Annotated in this window: 12 protein-coding genes; 7 read left to right on the top strand and 5 right to left on the bottom strand. The window is 64.4% G+C overall.

Going from position 1 to position 14363, the window contains the following annotated elements; genetic code table 11:
- Positions 1-19: 19 nt before the first annotated feature.
- Both metH and GTP44_RS18000 read right to left on the bottom strand, forming a co-directional pair.
- Positions 20-3781 carry a methionine synthase gene (metH, locus tag GTP44_RS18005; protein WP_161020548.1) on the bottom strand — a complete coding sequence of 1254 codons (3762 nt, stop codon included), beginning with the start codon at positions 3779-3781 and terminating at the stop codon, positions 20-22.
- 191 nt (positions 3782-3972) lie between these two features.
- Positions 3973-4563, bottom strand: coding sequence for a 2-hydroxychromene-2-carboxylate isomerase (locus tag GTP44_RS18000; protein WP_161020514.1), 591 nt, complete (start codon positions 4561-4563; stop codon positions 3973-3975).
- Positions 4564-4610: 47 nt separating this feature from the next.
- On the opposite strand from GTP44_RS18000, the gene GTP44_RS17995 reads away from it, so the two are divergent.
- Positions 4611-5066, top strand: a complete 456-nt coding sequence (locus GTP44_RS17995; RefSeq protein ID WP_161020513.1) for a hypothetical protein — start codon at positions 4611-4613, stop codon at positions 5064-5066.
- A 32-nt stretch (positions 5067-5098) separates the two neighbouring features.
- The gene (locus tag GTP44_RS17990) at positions 5099-5959 is read left to right on the top strand and encodes a DUF2145 domain-containing protein (protein WP_161020547.1); all 861 of its coding nucleotides are present in this window, start codon (positions 5099-5101) and stop codon (positions 5957-5959) included.
- On the opposite strand, the gene GTP44_RS17985 is transcribed toward GTP44_RS17990, so the two are convergent.
- The gene (locus GTP44_RS17985) at positions 5956-6594 is read right to left on the bottom strand and encodes an NAD(P)H-dependent oxidoreductase (protein WP_161020512.1); all 639 of its coding nucleotides are present in this window, start codon (positions 6592-6594) and stop codon (positions 5956-5958) included. The genes GTP44_RS17990 and GTP44_RS17985 overlap by 4 nt on opposite strands.
- A 94-nt stretch (positions 6595-6688) precedes the next feature.
- On the opposite strand from GTP44_RS17985, the gene GTP44_RS17980 reads away from it, so the two are divergent.
- A complete protein-coding gene (locus GTP44_RS17980) occupies positions 6689-7069 on the top strand; it encodes a MerR family transcriptional regulator (protein ID WP_160989624.1) in 381 nt (126 codons plus the stop codon).
- A 19-nt stretch (positions 7070-7088) separates the two neighbouring features.
- On the opposite strand, the gene fmt is transcribed toward GTP44_RS17980, so the two are convergent.
- Positions 7089-8033: a methionyl-tRNA formyltransferase gene (fmt, locus tag GTP44_RS17975; RefSeq protein ID WP_161020511.1), complete on the bottom strand. Its 945-nt coding sequence runs from the start codon at positions 8031-8033 to the stop codon at positions 7089-7091.
- A gap of 14 nt (positions 8034-8047) precedes the next feature.
- Entirely contained in the window at positions 8048-8590 is a 543-nt protein-coding gene (gene def, locus GTP44_RS17970; RefSeq protein WP_160989622.1) for a peptide deformylase, read from the bottom strand.
- A 165-nt stretch (positions 8591-8755) separates the two neighbouring features.
- On the opposite strand from def, the gene GTP44_RS17965 reads away from it, so the two are divergent.
- The 4 genes from GTP44_RS17965 to GTP44_RS17950 all read left to right on the top strand — a co-directional run bounded on the left by GTP44_RS17965 (position 8756) and on the right by GTP44_RS17950 (position 14361).
- Entirely contained in the window at positions 8756-9853 is a 1098-nt protein-coding gene (locus GTP44_RS17965) for a LysM peptidoglycan-binding domain-containing protein (protein ID WP_161020510.1), read from the top strand.
- 8 nt (positions 9854-9861) lie between these two features.
- Positions 9862-10980 carry a DNA-processing protein DprA gene (gene dprA, locus GTP44_RS17960; protein WP_371867258.1) on the top strand — a complete coding sequence of 373 codons (1119 nt, stop codon included), beginning with the start codon at positions 9862-9864 and terminating at the stop codon, positions 10978-10980.
- 73 nt (positions 10981-11053) lie between these two features.
- Complete coding sequence (locus tag GTP44_RS17955; protein ID WP_160989619.1) at positions 11054-11518, top strand: Smg family protein; 465 nt, start codon at positions 11054-11056, stop codon at positions 11516-11518.
- Between the two features lie 197 nt (positions 11519-11715).
- A complete protein-coding gene (locus GTP44_RS17950; RefSeq protein ID WP_161020508.1) occupies positions 11716-14361 on the top strand; it encodes a DNA topoisomerase III in 2646 nt (881 codons plus the stop codon).
- Positions 14362-14363 lie beyond the last annotated feature (2 nt).

Here is a 14363-nt window from a genome sequence, read left to right as displayed (position 1 = left end):
GCGCAGGCCGGCATGACGGTTACGACAGGTTGGGCGCCAGCCAGCGTTCCAGTTCTTCCTTGGCCACGCCGCGGCGGGCGACCATGTCGTCGAGCTGGTCGTTGCCGATCTTGCCCACCACGAAGTACTTCGACTGCGGGTGCGCAAAATAGAAGCCCGACACCGCCGCGCCAGGATACATGGCGAAGGAGTCGGTCAGCTGCATGCCGATTTCCTCGGCCTGCATGGTATTGAACATCTCGCGCTTGACGGTGTGCTCCGGGCAGGCAGGGTAGCCCGGCGCCGGACGGATGCCGCTGTACTGTTCGGCGATCAGCTCCGCGTTGCTCAGCGACTCGGCCGGCTGGTAGCCCCACAGGTCGGTACGCACGCGCTCGTGCAGGTATTCGGCGAACGCCTCGGCCAGACGGTCGGCCAGCGATTTGAGCATGATCGACGAGTAGTCGTCGTGCGCGTCTTCAAAGCGTTTCTCGTGCTTCTCGATGCCCAGGCCGGCCGTGACGGCGAACATGCCGATGTAATCCTTGATGCCGCTGTGCTTCGGCGCGATGAAGTCGGCCAGGCACTGGTTGGGGCGCTGCACGCCATCCACCACCGGCCTGACGCCTTGCTGGCGCAGGCCGTAGTAGGTGAAGTCGACGGTCGACCGCGTATCGTCGGTGTAGATCTCGATATCGTCGTCGTTGACGGTGTTGGCCGGCAGCAGCGCGATGACGCCGTTGGCGGTCAGCCAGCGGCCGTCGATCAGCTTCTTCAGCATGGCCTGGCCCTCCTCGAACACCTTGGTCGCCGCTTCGCCCACCACCTCGTCGTTCAGGATGGCGGGGAAGGGGCCGGCCAGGTCCCAGGTCTGGAAGAACGGACCCCAGTCGATGTACTTGGCGATGGTGGCCAGGTCGACGTTTTTGAATTCGCGGCGGCCGATGAATTTCGGCTTGACCGGCGCGAACGATAGTTTCATCTTGTTGGCGCGGGCGTCGGCCAGCGACAGCATCGGCAGCGCTTTCTTGTTGGCGTGCTGTGCGCGGATACGGGCGTAGTCCTGTTCCAGCTCATCGATGTACTGATCGCGCGACTCCGGCGTCAGCAGCGATTGCGCCACCGAGACCGAGCGCGACGCATCCGGCACATACACCACCGGGCCGTCGTAGTTGTGGGCGATCTTCACCGCCGTGTGGGCGCGGCTGGTGGTGGCGCCGCCGATCAGCAGCGGAATCTTCAGCATGCGGAAGTGCTCGTCGCGCTGCATTTCCTTGGCCACGTGGGCCATCTCTTCCAGCGACGGCGTGATCAGGCCGGACAGGCCGATGATGTCGGCGTTCTCCACCTTGGCGCGCGCCAGGATCTCGGAGGCCGGCACCATCACGCCCATGTTGACCACTTCAAAGTTATTGCATTGCAGGACCACCGAGACGATGTTCTTGCCGATGTCGTGCACGTCGCCCTTGACGGTGGCGATGACGATCTTGCCCTTTGGTTTGGCGACGATGCCGGTGCGTTTTTCTTCCGCCAGCTTTTCTTCCTCGATGTACGGAATCAGGTGGGCCACCGCCTGCTTCATCACGCGCGCCGATTTGACCACCTGCGGCAGGAACATCTTGCCCTGGCCGAACAGGTCGCCGACGATGTTCATGCCATCCATCAGCGGGCCTTCGATGACGTGGATCGGCCGGCCGCCCTTGGCCTCGACGGCGGCGCGCATCTCTTCGGTGTCGTCGGTGATCCACTGGGTGATGCCGTGCACCAGCGCGTGCGCCAGGCGTTTCTCGACCGGCGCGTTGCGCCACTCCAGATTGGCGGCATCCTGCTTGCCGGCGCCGGCCTTCAGCGTGCCGGCGAATTCGATCATGCGTTCGGTGGCGTCGTCGCGGCGGTTCAGCACCACGTCCTCGACGCGCTCGCGCAGCTCGGCCGGCAGGTCGTCGTAGACGCCGACCATGCCGGCGTTGACGATGCCCATGGTCATGCCGGCCTTGATGGCGTGGTACAGGAACACGGTGTGGATCGCTTCACGCGCCGGGTCGTTGCCGCGGAAGGAGAACGAGACGTTGGAGACGCCGCCGGAAATTTTCGCGTGCGGCAGATTGTCCTTGATCCAGCGGGTGGCGTTGATGAAGTCCACCGCGTAGTTGTTGTGCTCCTCGATGCCGGTGGCGACCGCGAAGATGTTCGGGTCGAAGATGATGTCTTCCGGCGGGAAGCCGACCTGCTCGGTCAGCACCCGGTAGGCGCGGCCGCAGATTTCGATCTTGCGCTCGTAGGTGTCGGCCTGGCCTTTTTCGTCGAAGGCCATGACGATGACGGCGGCGCCGTAGCTCAGGCACAGTCTGGCCTGGCGGATGAATTCCTCCTCGCCTTCCTTCATCGAGATGGAGTTGACGATGGACTTGCCCTGCACGCATTTCAGACCGGCCTCGATCACCGACCACTTGGACGAGTCGATCATGATCGGCACGCGCGAGATGTCCGGTTCGGAGGCGATCAGGTTGAGGAAGCGGGTCATCGCGGCTTGCGAGTCGAGCATCGCCTCGTCCATGTTGATGTCGATCACCTGGGCGCCGTTTTCCACCTGCTGGCGGGCGACGCTGAGCGCCTCGTCGTACTGCTCGTTGAGGATCATGCGGGCGAAGGCCTTGGAGCCGGTGACGTTGGTGCGCTCGCCAACGTTGACGAACAGCGAGTTGTCGTCGATGGTGAACGGCTCCAGGCCGGACAGGCGCTGCGCCACCGGCACTTGCGGCACGGCGCGCGGCTTGACCGTGGCCAGGATCTCGCCGATGGCCTTGATGTGGTCCGGCGTGGTGCCGCAGCAGCCGCCGGCGATGTTGATGAAGCCGGCTTCGGCAAACTCCTTCAGCAGCGCCGAGGTGTCGGCCGGCAGCTCGTCGAAACCGGTGTCGCTCATCGGGTTGGGCAGGCCGGCGTTCGGGTAGATGCAGACGTAGGTGTCGGCGATCCGCGACAGCTCTTCGGCGTAGGGGCGCATCAGCGCCGCGCCCAGCGCGCAGTTGAGGCCGATGGTCAGCGGCTTGGCGTGGCGCACCGAGTTCCAGAAGGCCGGCACGGTCTGGCCGGACAGGATGCGGCCGGAGGCGTCGGTCACGGTGCCGGAAATCATCAGCGGCAGGCGTTCCTGCGCCGGGTGGTCGGCGTAGAACTGGTCGATGGCGAACAGCGCGGCCTTGCAGTTGAGCGTGTCGAAGATGGTTTCCACCAGCAGCAGGTCGACGCCGCCTTCGATCAGGCCCTTGGTTTGTTCGTAGTAGGCGTCCACCAGCTGGTCGAAGGTGATGTTGCGCGCGGCCGGGTCGTTGACGTCGGGCGAGATCGACGCGGTTTTCGGCGTCGGGCCGAGCGCGCCGGCGACGAAGCGCGGCTTGTCCGGCTTGCTGTACTTGGCGGTGGCGGCGCGCGCCAGCTTGGCGGCGGCCACGTTCATTTCGTAGGCCAGGTGGCCCATGTAGTAATCGTCCTGCGCGATCCAGGTGGCGCCGAAGGTGTTGGTTTCGATCAGGTCGGCGCCGCCGGCCAGGTAGCGCTCGTGGATCTCCTGGATGATGTGCGGCTGGGTCAGCGTCAGCAGCTCGTTGTTGCCCTTGACGAAGAGTTCGCGCGCGCCGGCGTCGGCGGGGGCGGCGAAGTCGATGAATGCACCGTTCGGACCGCCGCGATACGCGGTTTCATCCAGCTTGTACTGCTGGATGATGGTGCCCATCGCGCCATCCAGAATCATGATGCGGCGGGCGAGAATCTCGCGCAGCTGGGCATCGGTCTTGGACATGACGGGGCGGGATACGGTGTTATTCATTTGATATCTCTAAGGATCGGAAGGGGGCGCCGCCATACCAGCAGGGCGGTCTAAGATTATACGGCATCGCTGAACATGCTTCAGCCAAGCGCGGCATTGCCGCAACAATCTGCTGTTTAGCCGGTCCGCCCCATGTCAAAGGCTTCCTCGTACCGCGCCTCAGGCTAAGCAAGCTTGGCGAGCGCTAGCGCGTCGGCCAGGCGGTCGTTGCCCCAATACATTTCGGTGTCGACGAAGAAGGTGGGGGCGCCGAAGATGCGCAGCGCCTTGGCTTCGGCACTGCGGGCGCGCAGGCGGGCTTTGTTGTCGTCGGCGTGGGCGGCGGCCAGCAGCGCGCCGGCGTCAAGGCCGATGCCGGTGAGGATGGCGGCGATCACGTCTTCGTTGCCGATGTCCTCGTCGTGCTCGAAGTTGGCCAGCATGACGCGGGCGCAGAATTCCGCCATCCAAGGCTGATGCTCGCCCAGCAAGGCCACGCGCGCCGCCAGCAGCGAGCGGCGCGGGAATTCGGATGGCCGCCGCCACGGCAATTCATACTTCGCGCACTCGCGCGGCATATCCTTCCATACATAATCGCCCTTGTCCTGTTGCAGCACAAACGGCGAGTTGTCCCAGCCCTGTTCCTTGAAGATCGGCCCCAGCAGGAAGGGCTTCCAGTGCACGATCACATCCCGCTGCCGCGCCAGCCGCAGCACGCTCAAGTAGCTGTAGTTGCTGGCGAAGTCGAACCAGCAGGCGATTTCAGGTGCGGACATGGCGATCTCCTTTATACTTCCCGATTTGCACAGTTTAGGAAGTGTAGATGAAAATCCCTTTGATCATGCGCTTGCTCTGCGCCACCGGCGCGCTGGCCCTGTCGCTGCACGCTCACGCCGACAGCTTTGTGTCGTCGGCCTCCAGCGCCGGTTCGGCGTCCAGCGGCAGCGTGTCCGATTCGCTGAACGGTTCCAGCAACAGCTCCAGCAAGGGCAACCAGGTGGCCGACGCCGATTACCGCATCATCGACATCGCCACCACGCCGGACCGCGAGGGCCGGGCCCGCATCACCATGCAGACCGAGGACGCGCAGCAGCGCGTGGTGCTGGAGTTGCCGCAAGCGACCTTCGATCAGCAGCGCCTGGCGGTCGGCGATGCGATGTACGCGCACAACCGTGTCTACGGCATCGAGTTCGGCCGTGTCGATAATCGTCAGCCATTCTATCTGGTGCTGGCCGATGAGTGGTATGGCGAACTGGCGTCGCGTCCGCTGAGCCTTTGAAGCGATGCCGCGCGCTGGCGCTGTGCCTGCTGATGGCGGCGGGCGCGGCGCAGGCTTCCTCGTCGCGCTTTTGCGACCGCTCGCAGCAGCTAACGGCGGTGGAGCAAGACCGCCTGCTGCGCTTTGCCGCCGTGCTGCGCGAGGAACTGTCCGCCACCGAGGAGAGCGTGGCGCTGGTCAGCCGCTCCGGGCTGGACCTGTCGCGCTTCAATATCCGCTATTCGCACGCCGCGTTGGCGTGGCGCTCGGACGATGGCCTGTGGGCCGCGCGCCAGCTGTACTATTCCTGTGACGAAGGCTATCCACGCATCTACGACCAAGGCATGGCCGGTTTCGCCATGGGCACCGATTCGCCGAAGATCGGCTACCTGAGCATCGTGCGTCTGCCGCCGCAGGCGGTGCTGGCGCTGCGTCCGGCGCTGCTCGATACGCGACGCGCGCTGCATCTGCTGGCGGCGCAATACAGCGCCAATGCCTACGCCTACAGCCTGCGCTATCAGAACTGCAATCAATGGCTGGTCGAAATGCTGGCCGCCGGCTGGGGCGACCTGCCGGATGGCGAGGATCTGCGGGAACGCGCGCAACGCTGGCTGCGTGAGGAACATTATGCGCCGCAACCGGTCGAGGTCGGCTCGCGCTTGTGGATGCTGGCGTCGTACTTCGTGCCGCTGGTGCATCTGAATGACCATCCAGACGAGGACCGCGCCGCGCTCAAGCTGCATATCAGCCTGCCGACGACGATCGAGGCGTTTGCGCGCGCCCGCTTTCCACAAAGCGAGCGCGTCGAACTGTGCCACGATACACAGCAGATCGTTGTCCATCGCGGCTGGAGCGCCATCGCCGAGGGCTGCAAGCCCGCCGACGGCGACCGTGTCATTTCACTGCTCGATTAGTTCAGCTCGGTAACGAACTGTTCGCGTGGGCGCCGCACTTTTTTCAGGTTGACCAGCCAGTCGGTGTCCGGCTTGCGGTAGCCCAGCGGCAGCACGACCACACTACGCAGCTTGCGCTCTTTCAGCGACAGGATCTGGTCCACAGCGGCCGGATCGAAGCCTTCCATCGGCGTGCTGTCGACGCCTTCGGCGGCGGCGGCCACCAGCGCCACGCCCAGGCCGATGTAAGCCTGGCGGGCGGCGGCGTCAAAGTTGGCGGCGTCGCTGCGCGCGGCCACGATGCTTTGCAGTTTCTGGCGATAGGCTTCCCAGCCTTCGTTCTTGAAGCCGCGCACTTCGTTGGTATAGTCGAACATCGAGTCGATGCGCTCCGGCGTGATGTTGTCCCAGGCCGCGAACACCAGCAGGTGCGAGGCGTCGGTCACTTGCGGCTGGTTCCACGCTACTTCGCGGATCTTGGCGCGCAGCTCAGGGTTGTTGACCACGAACACTTCAAACGGTTGCAGGCCGCTGGAGGTCGGGGCCAGGCGGATCGCTTCGAGGATGCGGTTCAGCTTGTCGTCATCCAGCTTTTTCGAGGCATCGTAGCTTTTGGTGGCGTAGCGCCAGTTCAGGTGTTGAATTACGTCGGTCATATCGATACTCCTATTTGTAATAACGCCTTTGCAGGCAGGCGCGGGCGGACCATCTTATAATAAGTTTCAAGTCAACTTGAGGGTCAAGCAGAAAATGAAAATCGGTGAACTCGCCCGAAAGTCAGGCATTGCCGCCTCGGCAATCCGGTTTTATGAAGAACAGGGATTGCTGGCGCCGATTTCGCGCACGCCATCCGGCTACCGCCAGTACGCCAGCAATGCGCCCGACCGGCTGAAGCTGATTCAAGGCGCCAAGCGGCTGGGGTTTTCGCTGGAAGTGATCCGCGACATGCTGGATGAAAACGGCAAGTGCTCGGTCGAGAAGACCATGCGCCAGTCGGCCATCCTGCTGCGCGAGATTGAGCAACAGCAGGCGACGCTGGAACAACGCCGTCAGTCGCTGCTGATACTGCGCGCCAACCTGGTCGATTACCAGCCCGATCATCCGTGCCGCGACAAGCTGGCGGTGAACTAATCGCGCTGAAGCTTGAAACTCAGGCGAAGCGCAGGCCTTCGAGCGGGAAGCCTTTGATGAACTCGGCCGCGGGCAGGCGCTTGCCGCCGGGTTTTTGCAGCGAGGTCAGGCGCAGTGCGCCGGTGCCGCAGGCGACCACGATGCCCTGCTGCGCATCGGCCGACAGCACCTGGCCGGCGGGGCCGCTGGCCGCGACCACTTCCGCGCCCCACAGCTTGACCACCACCTCGTTGACCGTGCCGTGCGCGCCCGGGAAGGGATTGAAGGCGCGGATCTTGCGGCCAATTTCTTCGGCCGACTGGCTGAAGTCCAGCGCCGCTTCTTCCTTGCTGATCTTGCTGGCGTAGTTGACGCCTTCCTCCGGCTGCGCCACCGCTTCCAGTTGCGCGTAGTTTTGCAGCGCCGCGACGATCATCTTGCCGCCCAGCGCGGCCAGCTTGTCGTGCAGACTGCCGGTGGTGTCGCTGTCGTCGATCGCCACTTTCTCGATCAGCAGCATCGGGCCGGTGTCCAGGCCTTCCTCCATTTGCATGATGGTGATGCCGGTCTCGCGGTCGCCCGCCTCGATGGCGCGGTGGATCGGCGCGGCGCCACGCCAGCGCGGCAGCAGCGAACCGTGGATGTTCAGGCAAGGCTTGAGGTCCAGCGTGCTGCGCGGCAGGATCAGGCCGTAGGCGGCCACCACCATCACATCGTAGGGCGTCGACAGCAGACGCTGGTGCGCGGCCTTGGCTTCCTCGGCGCGCTGCGGGTCCTTGCTGTCCATGCGCAGCGACAGCGGCTGCAGCACTTCGATGCCTTGCGACAGCGCGTACTGCTTCACCGCCGAGGACTGCAACTGCATGCCGCGGCCGGCGGGGCGGTCCGGCTGGGTCAGCACCAGCGGGATTTCAAAACCGGCCTCATGCAACGATTGCAGGGCCACGGCGGCAAATTCCGGCGTACCGGCGAAGATCACTTTCATGGCGCGGCCGGCGATCAGTAGCGGCGGCCCTGGGCGCGCAGCTGGGCTTCGCGCTGCATGCCGCGTTCTTCCTTCTGCAACTTGGCCTTGATGCGGTTGCGTTTCAGCGGCGACAGGTATTCGACGAAGACCTTGCCTTTCAGGTGGTCCATCTCGTGCTGGATGCACACGGCCAGCAGGCCGTCGGCTTCCACTTCAAACGGCTGGCCCTTGACGTCGTAGGCGCGCACCTTGATTTTCGACGGACGCTCGACGCCGTCGTAAATGCCGGGCACCGACAGGCAGCCTTCGTCGTAGACCTGCTTGTCGTCGCTGGCCCACAGGATCTCCGGATTGATGTAGGCGACCAGCGCGTTCTTTTCCTCGGTGATGTCGATCACCACCACTTGTTCGTGCACGTCCACCTGGGACGCGGCCAGGCCGACGCCGGGCGCGTCGTACATGGTCTCGGCCATGTCGGCGACCAGCTTTGCCAGACGCTCGTCAAATACGGTGACTGGCGCGGCAACTTTGTGCAGGCGCGGGTCCGGGTAACGCAAAATATTTAAGATAGCCATGTTAACTAAGTGAAAACGGTGAATGCCCCATCCATGCCACCACGCGCCGGTGCGGCAGCGCGGTTTCGCTTGCTAGTTCAGGGGTTTATGGGCAGAATTTGATTCAATTTGGCAAGCTTTACTGCTCGGCTGCCGTGGGCTTGCGGCGCACTTACTGGATCTATTATGAAAAATTTTAGCACAGTCGGTACCCGCTTCGCATGGACAGCCTTGTTTGCCGCCGCCTCGGCGGCCTCCGCCGCCCCGACGGTGTGCGCGTTCCGGCCCGATGCGCCGGACCAGCACCTGGTCGTCAAGGGCGATACCTTGTGGGACATCGCCGGCGCGTTTCTGCACCAGCCCTGGTGCTGGCCCACCGTGTGGGACATGAACCGCGACGCAATCGCCAACCCGCACTGGATTTATCCGGGCCAGATGATCTGGCTCGACCGCGCCGCCGGCCGGCTGCGGCTGGGGCGGCCGCTGTCGCCCGGCCTTTACGAGCCCGCCACCCGGACATTGTCGCCGCGCGTGCGCACCGAGGCGCTGGGCCAGGACGCCGTGCCGTCGATTCCGCCGGGCGCCATCGAGCCATTCCTGACCCAGCCACTGATTATTGAAGCGGATGAACTGGCGGGCGCGCCGCGCATCGTCGCCACGCAGCAGGGCCGGGTGTTCCTCGGCAAGGGCGACAAGGCCTATGTGCGTGGCGAGCTGGGCGGCAACACGGCGTTCCAGGTATTCCGCCCGGGCGCGCCGCTGAAGGACCCGCTGACCGGCGAGGTCATCGGCCACGAGGCCTTTTATTTAGGCACGCTCAAGCTGCAGACCGCGGCTTCGGCGTCGGCCGGCGGTGACGTGCATACCTTCACCGTCGCCAGCGCCGCGCAGGAGATGGGCAAGGGCGACCAGCTGCGCGCCGTGCCGCCGACGCCGCTGCGCAATTACGTGCCGCATCCGCCGGCGCGGCCGGTCGAGGCGCGGCTGGTGGCGATTTACGGCGGCGTCAACCACGCCGGACAGCATCAGATCGTCAGCATTAATCGCGGAAAGCTTGACGGACTCGATATCGGCGCCGTTTTGCGGCTGTACCATGCGGGAGTGACTGTGCGCGATTCCACGGCCGGGCAAGGCTGGTTCGGGCGCGCGCAGCAGGTCAGGCTGCCGGACGAGGAGGTGGGCAGCCTGTTTATCTTCCGCACGTTCAAGCATATTTCCTACGGCTTGATCATGCAGGCGACGGCGCCGGTGGCAGTGGGCGACGTTGCCAGATCGCCGGAGTGAGCCCCGCCGTGCAGGCCACGGAATCCCCCATTGACGTGACGCTGCCCGTGCTGGCGGACTGGCTGCGTCTGCAACAGACCGACGGCGTCGGCCTGCTGACGGCGCACAGGCTGCTGGAGCGCTTCGGCACGCCGGCCGGCATTTTTGCCGCCGACCGCGCGCAACTGCTGGCCGTGGCCACGCCGCGCCAGGCCGCCGCGCTGCTGGCCGCGCCCCCCGCCGGCCTGGCGGCGGAGCTGGACGCGATTCTGGCGTGGCGGCAGCAGCCCGGCAACCGCCTGCTGTGCTGGGGCGACGCCGCCTATCCCGAATACCTGCGCAATATCACCGCCGCGCCGCTGCTGCTGTATCTCAAGGGCCGGGCCGAGCTGCTGCCGCGGCGCTCGGTGGCGGTGGTCGGCTCGCGCAACGCCAGCCGCCAGGGCGTGCTGAACGCTGAGCACATGGCGCAGGCGCTGTCCGAGGCCGGCCTGACCATCGTCTCCGGGCTGGCGCTGGGCATCGACGCGGCCGCCCACTGCGGCGGCTTGAACGGCCCCGGCAGCACCATCGCCGTGCTGGGCACCGGCATCGACCGCATCTATCCCGCCCGCAACGGCGCGCTGGCGCGTCGTATTGCCGAGGAGGGCTGCATCGTCAGCGAATACGCGCTGGGCACGCCGCCGTCGCGCGACAACTTTCCGCGCCGCAACCGCATCATCAGCGGACTGGCGCGCGGTGTGCTGGTGGTCGAGGCGGCGGCGCAGTCCGGTTCGCTGATCACCGCCGAGATGGCGATCGAGCAGGGGCGCGATGTGTACGCCGTTCCCGGCTCGATTCATGCGACCCTGTCCAAAGGCTGCCACCAACTGATCCGCGAGGGCGCCAAACTGGTGGAAACCGCCGCCGATGTGTTGTCCGCCATGCAAATGCTGGCCGATGGCGAGGCCGGTACGCGCGCCCCGCTGGACGACAGTTTCGTCGACCGCGTGCTGGCGGCGATGGGCGACGATCCGGTGCGGGCCGAATGGCTGGCCGTGCATCTGGGACAGGCGCCGGGCGAGTTGCAGGGGCAGTTGCTGGCGCTGGAGCTTGCCGGGCTGCTGGAACGTTTGCCAGGAGGCATGTTTCAGCGGCTCAGTGGCTGAACCTGGGTTGAACCTGGGTTGAACCGCAGAGCTGCACTTGTATTGAATTCGTTTTAACTGATAGAGTAGCGCCATGTTCGACGTCCTTGTTTATCTCTACGAGACCTATTACCGCCCCGATGCCTGTCCGGAACCGGCCGCATTGGCCAAGAAACTGTCGGCCGTCGGCTTCGACGACGTCGAGATTTCCGAGGCGCTGGTGTGGCTGACCGACCTGACCGCCATGGCCGGTGTCGAGCACGCGCTGACGGCCGCCTCCACCGGCACCCGTTTCTACGTGGAAGAAGAGCAGGACATCCTGGGCGCGCCGGCCATCGGCTTCATCCAGTTCCTCGAATCGGCCAAGGTGTTGTCGCCGCTGCAACGTGAGATCGTCATCGAGCGCGCGCTGGCGCTGGACGAGATGCCGGTGTCGCTGGGCAAGCTCAAGGTCATCGTGCTGATGCTGCTGTGGAGCCAGGGCAAGGAACCGGACGCGCTGATGTTCGACGACCTGTTCGGCTCGGACGAAGACCAGGCGCCGCGCCTGTTGCATTGATCGCCGCAAAAAATTCCCAGAGTGCAACAAGTGCCGCCATAATCGGCGTGTTCCGCGTGCCGGCTTGCGGTGCTCACGGCTCTGCGCTTATTATTTGCGCTTTGATAAGACTGTGACAGAAACGTGCAGCGAGCCGCGCTATGCATGTATGATGCGCATGCTATTCCCTCAAAGTGTTACAAACGAGATACTAAAATATGAGCAAAACCCTCATCATCGCCGAGAAGCCATCTGTCGCGAACGACATCGCGAAGACGCTGGGCGGCTTTACCAAGCACGATGAGTACTTTGAATCCGACGAGTACGTGTTGTCCTCCGCCGTCGGTCACCTGCTGGAAATCGCCGTCCCGGAAGAACATGACGTCAAGCGCGGCAAATGGAGCTTCGCGCACCTGCCGATGATCCCGCCGTACTTCGCGCTCAACCCGATCGCCAAGACCGAGGCGCGGCTCAAGGTGCTGAACAAGCTGATCAAGCGTAAAGACGTCACCACCCTGATCAACGCCTGTGACGCGGGCCGCGAGGGAGAACTGATTTTCCGTCTGATCGCGCAGAACGCCAAGGCCAAGCAGCCGGTCAAGCGGCTGTGGCTGCAGTCGATGACGCCGGCCGCGATCCGCGACGGCTTCGCCCACCTGCGCTCGGACGACGAGATGCTGCCGCTGGCCGACGCCGCCCGTTGCCGCTCGGAAGCGGACTGGCTGATCGGCATCAACGGCACCCGCGCCATGACCGCGTTCAACTCGAAAGAGGGCGGCTTCTACCTGACCACCGTCGGCCGGGTGCAGACGCCGACGCTGTCGATCGTGGTCGAGCGCGAAGAAAAAATCCGCAAGTTCAAGCCGCGCGATTACTGGGAAGTGCGCGCCGAGTTCGTTTGCGCGGCCGGCGTCTACGAAGGCCGCTGGCTGGACACCAAGTTCAAGAAGGACGAAACCGATCCCGAGAAGCGCGCCGAGCGCCTGTGGAGCAAGGCCGCGGCCGACTCCATCGCGCTGGCCGTGCGCGGCAAGCAGGGCAACGTCACCGAGGAATCCAAGCCGACCACCTCGATGGCGCCGGGCCTGTTCGACCTGACCAGCCTGCAGCGCGAGGCCAACTCGCGCTTCGGCTTCTCGGCCAAGAACACGCTGGGCCTGGCGCAGGCGCTGTACGAAAAGCACAAGGTGCTGACTTACCCGCGGACCGATTCGCGCCATCTGCCGGAAGATTATCTGGACACCGTCAAGCAGACGCTCGACTCGGTGAAGGAGAACAACAACTACCACCAGTTCGCCAAGCAGATCCTGGACAAGGGCTGGGTCAAGCCGAACAAGCGCATCTTCGACAACACCAAGATCTCGGACCACTTCGCCATCATCCCGACGCCGATCGCGCCGAAAAACCTGTCCGAGCCGGAACAGAAACTGTACGACCTGGTGACGCGCCGCTTCATGGCGGTGTTCTTCCCGGCCGCCGAGTTCCAGGTCACCACCCGCTTTACCGAAGTGTCGGGCCACACCTTCAAGACCGAAGGCAAGGTGATGACCAATCCGGGCTGGCTGGCGATCTACGGCAAGGAAGCCGACGGCGACGACAAGGAAAAAGAAGGCAGCAACAAGAGCCTGGTGCCGGTCGCCAAGGGCGAGAAGGTACTGACCGACAAGGTCGACGCCAACGGCCTGGTGACCAAGCCGCCGGCGCGCTACACCGAGGCGACGTTGCTGTCGGCCATGGAAGGCGCCGGCAAGCTGGTGGAAGACGACGAGCTGCGCGACGCCATGGCCGGCAAGGGCCTGGGCACGCCGGCGACGCGCGCCGCCACGATCGAAGGCTTGCTGAGTGAAAAGTATCTGCTGCGCGAGGGCCGCGAGCTGATGCCGACCGCCAAGGCGTTCCAGCTGATGACGCTGCTGCGCGGCCTGGGCGTCAACGAACTGACCGCGCCCGAGCTGACCGGCGAGTGGGAATACAAGCTGTCGCAGATGGAAAAGGGCAAGATTTCACGTGACGAATTCATGCGCGAGATCGCGCAGATGACGCAAGTGATCGTCAAGCGCGCCAAGGAATACAACAACGACACGATTCCGGGCGAGTACGCGACGCTGACCGCGCCGTGCCCGAACTGTGGCAGCGTGGTGAAGGAAAATTATCGCCGCTTCGCCTGCACCAAGTGCGAATTCTCGATGAGCAAAACGCCGGGCGGGCGCCAGTTTGAAATCGACGAAGTGGAACAACTGCTGCGCGACCGCACCATCGGCCCGCTGCAAGGGTTCCGCTCGAAGATGGGGCGTCCGTTCGCCGCCATCCTGCGCATCGTCAAGGACGAAGAGATCAAGAACTTCAAGCTGGAGTTCGACTTCGGCCAGAACGACGATGCGGAAGATGCCGAGCCGGTCGACTTCAGCGGCCAGACGGCGCTCGGCCCATGCCCCAAGTGCAACGGCGGTGTGTATGAGATGGGGTTGGCCTATGTGTGCGAGCACAGCGTGGCGAAACCGAAGACCTGCGACTTCCGCAGCGGCCGCATCATCCTGCAGCAGGAAATCCTGCCAGAGCAGATGGCCAAGCTGCTCAACGAAGGCAAGACCGATCTGCTGCCGGGCTTTGTTTCGCAGCGCACGCGCCGGCCGTTCAAGGCCTTCCTGGTGAAGGGCAAGGACGGCAAGATCAGCTTCGAGTTCGAAGAGCGCAAGGCCAAAGCGCCGGCCAAGGGCAAAGCCGCAGCCGCCGAGACAGCGGAAGAGGGCGCGGCGGAACAGAAAAAAGCGCCGGTGAAAAAAGCCGCGGCGGCCAAAAAGCCGGCGGCGCTCAAAAAGCCAGCGGCCAAGAAACCGGCAGCGAAGAAAGCCGCGGCCAAGTAAAA

This window comes from Duganella lactea, assembly GCF_009857505.1.
In the GTDB taxonomy this organism is placed as follows: domain Bacteria; phylum Pseudomonadota; class Gammaproteobacteria; order Burkholderiales; family Burkholderiaceae_D; genus Rugamonas; species Rugamonas lactea.
Note: the sequence above shows the minus strand (reverse complement) of the source record. Positions and strands in the feature narration are given on the sequence as shown.